The 10,764-nt window shown below is 49.7% G+C and carries 9 protein-coding genes and 1 pseudogene; 7 read left to right on the top strand and 3 right to left on the bottom strand.

The genetic code is table 11. The annotated features are described in order from the left end of the window. Together Q0Y65_RS11135 and Q0Y65_RS11130 are read left to right on the top strand one after the other, a co-directional pair. Nucleotides 1-567: pseudogene (locus Q0Y65_RS11135) on the top strand (phenylacetate--CoA ligase family protein); the annotation flags it as partial. A gap of 152 nt (nucleotides 568-719) precedes the next feature. Beyond that, a complete protein-coding gene (locus Q0Y65_RS11130; RefSeq protein WP_297959753.1) occupies nucleotides 720-1,886 on the top strand; it encodes a pyridoxal phosphate-dependent aminotransferase in 1,167 nt (388 codons plus the stop codon). A gap of 57 nt (nucleotides 1,887-1,943) precedes the next feature. Here the strand turns inward: Q0Y65_RS11130 and Q0Y65_RS11125 are convergent, their stop codons facing one another. After that, the gene (locus Q0Y65_RS11125) at nucleotides 1,944-2,462 is read right to left on the bottom strand and encodes a nitroreductase (protein WP_297959751.1); all 519 of its coding nucleotides are present in this window, start codon (nucleotides 2,460-2,462) and stop codon (nucleotides 1,944-1,946) included. A gap of 369 nt (nucleotides 2,463-2,831) precedes the next feature. On the opposite strand from Q0Y65_RS11125, the gene Q0Y65_RS11120 reads away from it, so the two are divergent. The 5 genes from Q0Y65_RS11120 to Q0Y65_RS11100 all read left to right on the top strand — a co-directional run bounded on the left by Q0Y65_RS11120 (nucleotide 2,832) and on the right by Q0Y65_RS11100 (nucleotide 8,658). After that, nucleotides 2,832-3,347 carry a 2-oxoacid:acceptor oxidoreductase family protein gene (locus Q0Y65_RS11120; protein ID WP_297959749.1) on the top strand — a complete coding sequence of 172 codons (516 nt, stop codon included), beginning with the start codon at nucleotides 2,832-2,834 and terminating at the stop codon, nucleotides 3,345-3,347. Continuing rightward, entirely contained in the window at nucleotides 3,344-3,637 is a 294-nt protein-coding gene (locus tag Q0Y65_RS11115; RefSeq protein ID WP_297959747.1) for a 4Fe-4S binding protein, read from the top strand. Before Q0Y65_RS11120 ends, Q0Y65_RS11115 begins: the two co-directional genes overlap by 4 nt. Next, nucleotides 3,634-4,800: a transketolase C-terminal domain-containing protein gene (locus Q0Y65_RS11110; RefSeq protein WP_297959744.1), complete on the top strand. Its 1,167-nt coding sequence runs from the start codon at nucleotides 3,634-3,636 to the stop codon at nucleotides 4,798-4,800. Before Q0Y65_RS11115 ends, Q0Y65_RS11110 begins: the two co-directional genes overlap by 4 nt. After that, entirely contained in the window at nucleotides 4,793-5,686 is an 894-nt protein-coding gene (locus Q0Y65_RS11105; protein WP_297959742.1) for a thiamine pyrophosphate-dependent enzyme, read from the top strand. Before Q0Y65_RS11110 ends, Q0Y65_RS11105 begins: the two co-directional genes overlap by 8 nt. A 260-nt stretch (nucleotides 5,687-5,946) precedes the next feature. Then, the gene (locus tag Q0Y65_RS11100; RefSeq protein ID WP_297959740.1) at nucleotides 5,947-8,658 is read left to right on the top strand and encodes a M4 family metallopeptidase; all 2,712 of its coding nucleotides are present in this window, start codon (nucleotides 5,947-5,949) and stop codon (nucleotides 8,656-8,658) included. 63 nt (nucleotides 8,659-8,721) lie between these two features. Here the strand turns inward: Q0Y65_RS11100 and Q0Y65_RS11095 are convergent, their stop codons facing one another. Next, a complete protein-coding gene (locus tag Q0Y65_RS11095) occupies nucleotides 8,722-9,924 on the bottom strand; it encodes an LL-diaminopimelate aminotransferase (protein WP_297959738.1) in 1,203 nt (400 codons plus the stop codon). Next, entirely contained in the window at nucleotides 9,917-10,762 is an 846-nt protein-coding gene (gene dapF / locus Q0Y65_RS11090; protein WP_297959736.1) for a diaminopimelate epimerase, read from the bottom strand. Before dapF ends, Q0Y65_RS11095 begins: the two co-directional genes overlap by 8 nt. Between the last annotated feature and the right edge of the window lie 2 nt (nucleotides 10,763-10,764).

The following is a 10,764-nucleotide window of genomic DNA, read 5'->3' as shown; positions in this document are numbered from 1 at the left end:
GCACAGTGCGAATACCACGACGGTCTCCACATCGCAGAGAACCATATCCTCGTTGAGACAGTAGATATCCACACAGGCGAGGTCCTCGAACCCGGACAGACAGGCGAGCTTGTATTCACAACTCTCCGCAAGCACGCACGTCCCCTTATCCGTTTCAAGACAGGCGATATCGGACGCATCGACACCACAAAGTGCAAGTGCGGACGTACACACGGCAGGATACATATTCTTGGCAGAAAGGACGATATGTTCATCGTTTCCGCTGTTAACGTGTTCCCCAGCGATATCGAGGCTGTTATCCGTGAGCAGAGCGACCTCACAGGCGAGTATCTCATCCGTATCTTCGAGAAGGACTTCACAAGCAAGTATGCAGTTGAGGTCGAGAAGGCTTCGGGCGTTGACAAGGACGATGAGACAGTTGCAGCAGAGGTAAGCGCAGCACTGAAGGCTCGTATCGGCGTTAAGCCTGCAAGAGTGATCGTTCACCCCGACGGCGGACTTGATACACGTTCCGAGCACAAGTCAAGACGTGTTATCGACGAGAGAAATATTGACTACAATATTTAATGATGTTATAATATAAGAGATGATTGTAGGGGCTGATGCCTACATCAGCCCGAAAAGAACGGGGCGGTGTGAGCATCGCCCCCTACAAATTATTTTTGTAGGGGCGGATATTATCCGCCCGATTCATTTAATATTATTTAAGGAGAAAAAATATGCCGGAACTTTCAAACCGAACAGCGACTTTTACCGATTCCGTCATCAGACGTATGACGAGGATCTCCAATAAATACGGCGCAGTCAATCTCTCCCAGGGCTTTCCCGACTTTGAGCCCCCGAAGGAGATACTTGACCGCCTTGCACAGGTCACAAAGGAGGACTTCCACCAGTATTCCATTACCTGGGGAGCCCAGAACTTCCGCGAGGCTCTTGCGGAGAAGCAGTCCCGTCTTATGGGGAGAGATATCGACCCCAACGACGAGATAGTAGTCACCTGCGGAAGCACGGAAGCCATGATGGCGGCTATGATGTCGGTGACCAATCCCGGAGACAAGGTCATCGTTTTCTCGCCCTTCTATGAGAACTACGGCGCCGACACCATTCTCTCGGGAGCAGAGCCCATATACGTTCCGCTCATACCGCCTGAGTTCAGCTTTGACCCGGACGTACTTGAGGCCGCCTTCAGACAGCGTCCCAAGGCGTTGATACTCTGTAATCCGTCCAATCCCTGCGGCAAGGTGTTCACTCTTGAGGAATTGCAGATAATCGCAGACCTTGCAAAGAAGTACGACACCTTCGTTATCACGGACGAGGTATACGAGCATATCGTCTATGCTCCTCACAAGCATATCTATTTTGCAAGTCTGCCCGATATGTGGGAGAGAACTATCTCATGCTCCTCACTGTCCAAGACCTATTCCATCACGGGCTGGAGACTGGGTTACGTCATTGCTCCGCCCCACATCATAGATACCGTCAAGAAGGTACACGACTTCCTTACAGTGGGTGCAGCCGCACCCTTGCAGGAGGCTGCGGTAACGGGTCTGCGCTTCGGTGACGACTACTACAAGTGGCTTCAGGACAAGTACACCGAAAAGCGCGATCTCTTCCTGAGAGGTCTTGACGATATCGGTATCCGTCATACAGTTCCCCAGGGCGCTTACTACATACTCCTTGATATTTCGGAGTTCGGCTACAGCAGCGATCTTGTGTTCTGCGAGAAGCTTGCTGAGTATGTGGGCGTGGGAGCCGTTCCCGGTTCAAGCTTCTTCAAGGAGCCCGAAAACCGCTACATAAGACTGCATTACGCCAAGAAGAACGAAACTCTGGAAAATGCCCTTGAACGCCTTAACGATATACGGAAGAAAATGCCGAAAGAGTAAAATAACAGCCGCAGGAGCAACCTGCGGCTGTTTTGTCTGTATGAGTCAGGCAGGGGATCATTCTGCCCAGTAAACGTAGTTTTCCTTTCTGGGAGCTGCCTTTGGCTCGTCGCAGTCGGCGTAACCGAGGATACAGTGAGCTATGCCCTCGTAGTTGCCTTCTATGCCGAGGCTCCTGAGTATCTCCTTGCCCTCCTCGGATTCAAATTCCTCCTTGGCGCGGTGTATCCAGCAGCTTGAAACTCCCAGAGCATGAGCGGCGTTAAGAAGGTTGCCCATAACAAGAGAGCCGTCATAGAGGTATGTGAACATATCCTTGTCCGCAAGAACTATGAGGACAACGGGAGCATTATAGAAGGGGTCCATATCCATGCCCATTACCGCTGCATTCATTTTCGAGAGACGGTCGCGGAGCTCCTTGTTGGTGACTGCCACGATTATCGGTGCCTGACGGTTCATTCCCGTGGGGGCATAGGTGCCTGCTTCGATAATCTTTTCGATGATCTCCTTCGGTACCATATCGGACTTGAATTTCTTGACGCTTCTTCGTGTGATGAGGTTTTCAAATGCTTCCATGATAGATTCTCCTTAAAAAATATCGTTGTATATTTGCCCCGGCGTGAGATGATGGCCTTTCAGCGCGTCTGCGGCTGTGAAGTCCCGGGAGCTGCGAACGCCTTTACAGCAGCAGTTATTACAGCCGGATCACATCTTCTGCCGCAGCTTCTATTATTATACACCGAAGTGTTAAGGCGGAGTCAATAGAAACGGGATATTTTTATCGTTGTGCACAATTGGCAAGGCGGGTTTTTATGCAATTTAATGAGGCAGGGGTAATGTGCAGGATATAGTATTTTTCTATATCCTATGATAAAACTATCGTATTGGACACTTGCTCTCCACGGGTGTATAATTAAAACATACTAAAACGATAGGAGAAGAACTATGTTTGAGATAATATGGCTCGGAAGAGGCGGTCAGGGAGCATTTACTGCCGCCAAGCTCCTTGGAGCAGCCTACACCATCGACGGCGATGAGAAGTATGCTCTTGCATTCCCGTCCTTCGGCCCCGAACGCCGAGGAGCTCCCGTAAGAGCCTTCACAAAGCTTGACACAAAACCCGTTGTTGACAGGAGCCAGACCGAGAAGGCCGACTATATCGTTATCCTTGACGATACCCTGTACAGTCCGCAGCTGCATGAGCTGCTGAAGGAGGGCGGACGTATCATCGTGAATTCAAAGAATGATATCAGCGATGTGCTGACGTTTGACGCAGACAGTCTTGCGGCACAGTTCAGGCTGCCCACAGTGAATACGGTCATGCTGGGACTCCTTGCGGGACTTTCCGGAGCAGTGACGGCTGACGATGCAGCTGACGCAGTAAGGGGCTATATGCCTCAGAAGATACAGGAGCGCAATATAAACGCACTTCTCGGTGCAGTGCAGGAGGTGGCGAAGTGAGACCCTACATAAGAGAAAAGAAGAGCTTCACATTTGACGAGGTTCCTGAAAATACGTCCTTTGAGGCAGGCTATCTCACCACCGTCAACAGCGGCTGGAGAAGTATCAGACCTGTTGTCAATACTCAGAAATGTGTGGGCTGCGAGCAGTGCTATCTCTACTGTCCCGACGGAGTAATTTCTGTTAAGGACGGCAAAGCAGCCATAGATTACGATTTCTGCAAGGGCTGCGGTATATGCGCAAAAATATGCAGGATAGGTGCAATAGAAATGGAGGCGGAGCGCAAATGAAGAAGTTCTTATCAGGCAATGAAGCCTTTGCGGAGGGCATACGCCTTGCCCGTCCCCAGGTGATATCGGCCTACCCCATAACTCCCCAGACCATCGTGGTGGAGCGCCTTTCGGAAATGGTGGAGGACGGCAGCCTTAAAGCCGAGTATGTTCATGTGGAGTCAGAGCATTCGGCCATGTCGTGCGCTATAGGCGCAAGTGCAGCAGGTGCCAGAGCCTTTACGGCCACCTCGTCCCAGGGACTTCTCTACATGGCGGAATGTCTTTACTATGCTTCGGGCGGACGTTTCCCCATTGTCATGATGAATGCTGACCGCTCCACAGCTCTCCCGTGGAATATCTACGGCGATCAGCGCGACAGCCTTTCACAGCTTGACAGCGGCTGGATACAGGCCTATGCCGAAAACGCTCAGGAGGCTCTTGACCTTGCGCTCATGAGCTACAGGATAGCAGAGGATAAGAGGGTATCAACTCCGTTCATGGCCAACCTTGACGGATTTGTGCTCACCCATACATATGAGACAGTGGATATACCCGAAAGGGAGCAGGCGGACAGATTCCTGCCCCCCTATGAGACAGACAACCGCATAGACCTTGATGCCCCGAAAAATATGGCATTTTCCGCAGGTCCCGACACAAACTACATCTTCAAATACAAGGAGCATGAGGGCGTTCTTGCTGCCCGTCAGGTCATCACCGAGACAGAAAAGGAATTTGCCGGGATATTCGGAAGAAAGTACACGGGACTGCTTGAAAGCTACCGCACCGATGACGCCGAATACATCATCGTCACTCTCGGAAGCATAGCAGGTCTCTGCCGCGAGACCGCGGATAAGCTCCGCGGAGAGGGGATAAAGGCGGGAGTTGTCCGCATACGCTATATGAGGCCTTTCCCGAATGAAGAGATCGCCGCTGTGCTGCGCAATGCAAAGGCCTATGCAGTTCTTGAAAAGGACATCAGCTTCGGCAATGATGGTACCGTCTTTACCAACGTTAACTCCGCGCTGAAAAAGGCAGGCGTGAACGTAAAGGGCTATAACTTCATCGGCGGTCTGGGCGGAAGGAATATCTCAGCGGCCGATATCGAAAAAATATACAGCGATATCGCAAAAGGAACGGAAAGCGTCAATTTTATCGGAATAGGAGGCGGGGACAATGGCTAATAAAACGGCGGAAAGCATATCCCGTGAGGAGTTTTTCTACGGGCATAAGGCCTGTGCAGGCTGCGGCGGAAGCCTTGCGGTAAGAGCTGCACTGAAGGTCCTCGGCCCCAATGCGGTATCGGTGCTGCCGGCAGGCTGTATGTCGGCGGTGGGCTTTAATTTTCCTCAGCTGTGCTTTTCAAACAACTCCATAATCTCAACATTTGCAGGCACGGCTTCCATGCTCACCGGAGTTGAGGCAGGTCTCCGCGCAAGGGGGATAAAGGAATTTACCGCAGTCGGCTTTGCAGGTGACGGCGGTACCGCAGATATCGGAATACAGGCTCTTTCCGGAGCTATAGACCGCAACGACAATATCATCTATATCTGCTACGACAACGAAGCCTATATGAATACGGGCATACAGAAAAGCGGTCTGACACCATTTGGCGCAAAGACCACAACTACTCCCGCAGGCTCAAATATACACGGAAATATCCGTCCCAAGAAGAATATGTTCGAGATAGCTGCCGCTCATGATATCCCCTATGCAGCCACAGCAAGCGTAGGCTATATCTCGGACTTTATACAGAAGGTGCAGAAGGCTTCGCAGATACAGGGCACCAAGTATATCCACGTTATAGCTCCGTGTCCCACAGGCTGGGGAGTCGCTCCCGATGAGACCGTGGATATCGCAAAGGAAGTGGTGGACTGCGGCCTCTGGTATCTTGCAGAGTATGAAAACGGCGAGTTCAGGCTGAACCACAAGCCCAAGGAGTTCACAAGCGTTGAGGCTTATCTGAAAAAGCAGGGACGCTTTAAGCATCTCACAGACGACGATATACGGATCATCACAGCTTCAAGGGATAAGAAGTGGGAGTATATCGGGAAAAACTTCGCTCTTTAACAAGCAGCTGAAGCTGACATATTGCAGCCGCAGGAAACACATCCTGCGGCTGTTCTGCTTTCGGGACAGGACATAAACCGTCTTCCGCTACGGATATGCAGTATGATCTCATGGGGGCGGCAGCATATTGACTTTTGGCCGGAATTATGCTATACTATGGGCAGACTTGCCCCATATGTACCAACAGGATATACAGCATATGCAAGCACACAGGATTAACCACATTGCGGTCGGTCAATACATTATGAAAAGAGGACACTATGGAACAGAATTCGATGGATCCCGTTCAGGTAGCTTCAGCGGAACAGGCTCCTGCCCCTGCTCAGACCACCTCCGCTCCTGCGGAACAGGCTCAGCCAAAGGCAGGAAAGAAGAACAAAAAGCCACTTATCATTATTACTGCCGCTGCACTTGTATGCTCAGGCTTAGGCGGATTTTTCCTGTATCGTCATTTTTCTGACAGCGATTCCGACGGAAGAAAAAGCAAGGGCGGCAAAAAGAACGACAGTGCCGTTGAAGATCTGCTTGATATAACGGACTATGACGCGGACACAGATGAGCCCGTGGCCGAAAACCTTTATAATGACGGACCCGCAGAGAGCGAATGTACTCAGCTCGGTATCAGCTATGACGATAACGGAGACTTCCAGATGCTCTCAGGAAGCTTTGACGAGAAGGTATCCGAGGATTACGAAGCGCTGGAGTTCATTGACAGCTATGCGGAGCAGATAGGCATTGAAGATGCCTTTGACGAGCTCAGCTTCGTCAGCGAAAACACATTTGAGGACTGTACATACTACAAATACCAGCAGGTATATGACGATGTGCCCATATACGGAAATCAGCTCATCGTTGCTGTTAACAAAGAAGGAGTGGTTGATTCCGTCAGCGGCGGATATACTCCCGTAGACATCGATACAGAGCCTTCCATAGATCAGGAAAAGGCCGAGGAGATCGCAAGGAAGCATATAGGCGGCGAGGCAAAGATACTTGAAGAAGAGCTTTGTATTCTCCCATCTAACGGAATCTATTCACAGAGTCTTGCCTATGTTATTAAGGTTATCGGAGATGAAAAGTCAGCCGAACTGATAATAGATGCGAACAGCGGCGAGATAATTGATGAAAACTCTCTTTATTCATCACTTGTCGAAGGTCTCGATGTGGAGATAAATGACAAGGTATATCATGTTGAACTTGAAAAAAGAGATACCATTGGCTATAATCTCTACGATCCGAATCGTGATATCACAGTAACAGACGCAGAAAGTGCTTCGTTTACCGCTGCTATGACTGTAAATTGTTTGTTCGGAGGATTTGAACCCCTTGCAGCTGTAGAAGTACCGGGCGGTAAGAACGGTAATAAAAAGCTTTATGTTTATCCCAAACTGGATTATACCGAGCTTATAGAACCGTTAGTCCTGATGCCTGTAATGGATCTGCCCGATCCGATGCTTCCCGATTATACCATTGGTTCCATGAGCAGTATTCAGAATGCATATGATTATTATGATAATAAGTTAGGCTGGAAGTCGCTTGACGGACAAGGTATGGCTCTGGACATCATTGTAGGTGTCAATGATACCCTCTTTAAAGAAGTACCTGAGATGACAGATAATAAATTGTTGAATGTATATTCCTTCATTAAGGTGATGCTTCCGAGTTGGCGTGAATATAATAACGCGTGCTACGTAGGCGGAACAAATCTTTTTATGATCAGCGAATTAGGCGGTCAGGCACTAATAGGCAAGGGAATTCTCGGACACGAATATACTCACGGTGTAATGAATAACATAGCTCATCTGAAAAGTAATGTATACGCAAGAACTGTAGATGAAGGCTACGCTGATGTAATGGGATCATTGATTTCAGGCGATTGGGAATTCTCGGTAAATGAGGTCTCAAAAGATTGGAAAGGTTACGAGACTAATGTACGAAGTGCCATCGATCCCAATAAGTACAATGCTCCTGCTGTTGTAGGTGACAGCAAATTTGATGCTGCATGGTCTGATGAACATAATAATCCGACAGTTATCTCACATACCGCATACCTTATGAATCAGAAAGGCTTATCGGAAGATCAGATAGGAAAATTATTCTTCAATTCAATGTTCAGTCTTTCAAGCAGCCCTGATTTTGAGGAAGCTGCTCTTGCAGTTATCAGTACCGCCAATCAGTTAGGATTCAGCAAGGAAGAACAGCAGGCTGTTGCAGAGGCGTTTATCGAAACAAAAATGATCGATCCTTCCGGAAAGATCACTTTTAACGTTCACTGCGGAAGTCATCCTATCCCTGACGCCGATGTGACCATAAACGGCAAATCAGTCGGCAAAACAGATGAGGACGGAAATCTTGTTCTGGATTTCGATGCAAGCTGGGTAGGCAGTACGGAGATAAGCGCAGATGCTGAGGGATTCAAAGCTCTTGATATGATCTCCTTTTTCATGTTGGATAAAGAAAGCATTGACTGTAATCTTGCAGTCGATGACGATTTCGGTGCGGCACACGGCAGCGATGCTCCCATATCAGACGGAAGCAAGGGCGAGAAGGTAAAGGTAACTATAATGGCAATGGCTGCCGACGGTACCTCGGACCGCTCAAAGAGCAAGGCTCAGGATTACTACGTTCAGAAGGGCTCAAAGATATCTCTCAGGAAGCTTGTTGACGCCATGAACAAGAGCATGGAGAAGCTGAACGGCAAGAATAAAAAGAATTCCGAGCTTCAGGAGTTCATGAACATCAATATCACCACTGACGGCACCAAGATATACTTTGACACAGGCTATGTCCCTGTAGAAATGTCATATGTTATCTACGGCACAGACGAGATATTCGATTTCAGCAAGCCCATAAATGAGGACGTTGTCATTGAACCCCGTGTAAGCATCGGTGATTTCGGCTTTGGCAGCTTTGATTTTGACCAGGATGATCTTAACGATCTGGCCGATACACTTGACGGAATGTTCAACAGCTGATGTTAAAAAAAGAGCGGCAGATATGCCGCTCTTTTTGCATTATTATGCAGGTGGATACAGTTTTCACTTTTTAAGTATACTACGGAACCTGTTCATGGCCTCCACGGTATTCTCCTTGTTGTTGAAGGCGGTAAGGCGGAACCAGTTGTTGCCGTTCATGCCGAAGCCTGCACCGGGAGTTCCCACGACGCCTGCCTTTTCAAGCAGAAAATCGAAGAACTGCCAGCTGTCCATGCCGAAGGGACACTCAAACCATATATAGGGCGAGTTGATACCGCCTGTATAGCGTATACCGAGGTCGTTCATGGTATCTGCGATGATCTTTGCATTCTCCATATAATGAGCGATCATGGCCTTTGCCTCTTTCATGCCATCCTCACTGAAAACAGCTGCAGCGGCACGCTGAACGATATAGGGAACGCCGTTGAATTTTGTACACTGACGGCGGTTCCACATCTTGTTGAGGCTCATTTCTCTGCCGTCAGAGGACTTTGATGTTATTGCCTTGGGAACAACGGTATATCCGCAGCGTGTACCTGTAAAGCCTGCGGTTTTCGACAGGGAGCAGAACTCCACCGCACAGCGCTCAGCACCCTCTGTCTCATAGATACTGTGAGGGAGCCCGCTGTCGGAGATAAAGCACTCATAGGCAGAATCAAAGAGGATAACAGCGTCGTTTTCGAGGGCGTAGTCCACCCACTCACGGAGCTGTGCCCTGTTGTAGCAGGCGCCTGTGGGATTGTTCGGCGAGCAGATATAGATTATGTCCGCATGAACGCTTCTGTCAGGCATGGGGAGGAAATCGTTCTCCGCAGTTCCGTTGATGTAGACGATGTTCCTGTCGTTCATGGTGTTGGTATCGACGTAAACGGGATACACGGGATCGGGTATCATAACTGTGTTGTCCTTTGAGAAAAGGTCGGTGATGTTTCCCGTATCGGATTTTGCTCCGTCGGAGACGAATATCTCGTCGGTGTCCAGCTTTACGCCGAACGTGCTGTAGTGTGACTGTATCGCTTCTCTCAGGAAGTCGTAGCCCTGTTCGGGACCGTATCCGCGAAAGCTTTCTGCAACGCCCATTTCATCGGCGGCGGAGTGCAAGGCCTGCACCACGGTTTTGCCCAGGGGAAGGGTAACATCGCCTATGCCAAGGCGTATCACGGATTTTTCGGGATTGCTCTGCTGAAATGCAGAAACACGTTTAGCTACCTCGCTGAAGAGGTAGCTTTCTTTTAAGTCTAAAAATTTTTCATTGAAATTAGCCATTGTAATACTCTCCGTCAAATGTAAATTCCGCAGGACCTGTCATATAGATATGCCCGTCTGACTTGCTCCACTCTATTGTGAGCTGACCGCCGAGAAGGTCTACAGTTACGGGCTCCCGCGGGCTGATACTGTTCAGGCAGGCCGCCGCAACAGTTGCGCAGGTGCCTGTGCCGCAGGCGAGAGTCTCGCCTGTGCCGCGCTCCCAGACACGCATTTTCAGATGCGCAGGTGAGATGACGTTCACGAACTCTATGTTTGCCTTGTGGGGGAAATGCTCATCCTGCTCAAAAACTCTGCCGTATTTTTCGACATCGAAGGTGCTGACGTCCTCGTCTATGAATGTGACCGCGTGAGGGTTGCCCATAGATACGCAGGTGAAGGTGAACTCCCTGCCATATGCGGCAAGTCTGAGGTCGGTAACAGGCGAAGTTTCTGCCATAACGGGTATCTCGGCCGCCTCGGTTATGGGAGCTCCCATGTCCACCGTAAGGGTGCGTGCGATATCGTTGCCGTCGGTGTTCACGGTTATGAGCTTGATGCCTGCAAGGGTCTCCACAGCTATCTTCTCCTTGTGGATAATGTCCCTGTCGTAGACGTACTTGGCCACACAGCGGATAGCGTTTCCGCACATCTCCGATTCGCTGCCGTCGGGATTGAACATACGCATTTTACAGTCCGCGGTATCACTGGGACAGATCAGCACCAGTCCGTCGGAGCCGATACCGAAGTGACGGTCGCTGACAGCCCGTGCAAGCTGCACGGGAGAGCTTACGCTCTCACCGAAGCAGTTTACATACACATAGTCATTGCCGCAGCCCTGCATTTTGGTAAATCTCATTT

The organism is uncultured Ruminococcus sp., from assembly GCF_947301925.1.
GTDB lineage: Bacteria > Bacillota > Clostridia > Oscillospirales > Ruminococcaceae > Ruminococcus.
Note: the sequence above shows the minus strand (reverse complement) of the source record. Positions and strands in the feature narration are given on the sequence as shown.

Bases quoted from the DNA above. Each gene is read 5' to 3' on its own strand.
- Q0Y65_RS11130 (WP_297959753.1), top strand. From the start codon at position 720: ATGCCGGAACTTTCAAACCGAACAGCGACTTTTACCGATTCCGTCATC.
- Q0Y65_RS11125 (WP_297959751.1), bottom strand. From the start codon at position 2,462: ATGGAAGCATTTGAAAACCTCATCACACGAAGAAGCGTCAAGAAATTC.
- Q0Y65_RS11120 (WP_297959749.1), top strand. From the start codon at position 2,832: ATGTTTGAGATAATATGGCTCGGAAGAGGCGGTCAGGGAGCATTTACT.
- Q0Y65_RS11110 (WP_297959744.1), top strand. From the start codon at position 3,634: ATGAAGAAGTTCTTATCAGGCAATGAAGCCTTTGCGGAGGGCATACGC.
- Q0Y65_RS11105 (WP_297959742.1), top strand. From the start codon at position 4,793: ATGGCTAATAAAACGGCGGAAAGCATATCCCGTGAGGAGTTTTTCTAC.
- Q0Y65_RS11100 (WP_297959740.1), top strand. From the start codon at position 5,947: ATGGAACAGAATTCGATGGATCCCGTTCAGGTAGCTTCAGCGGAACAG.
- Q0Y65_RS11095 (WP_297959738.1), bottom strand. From the start codon at position 9,924: ATGGCTAATTTCAATGAAAAATTTTTAGACTTAAAAGAAAGCTACCTC.
- dapF (WP_297959736.1), bottom strand. From the start codon at position 10,762: ATGAGATTTACCAAAATGCAGGGCTGCGGCAATGACTATGTGTATGTA.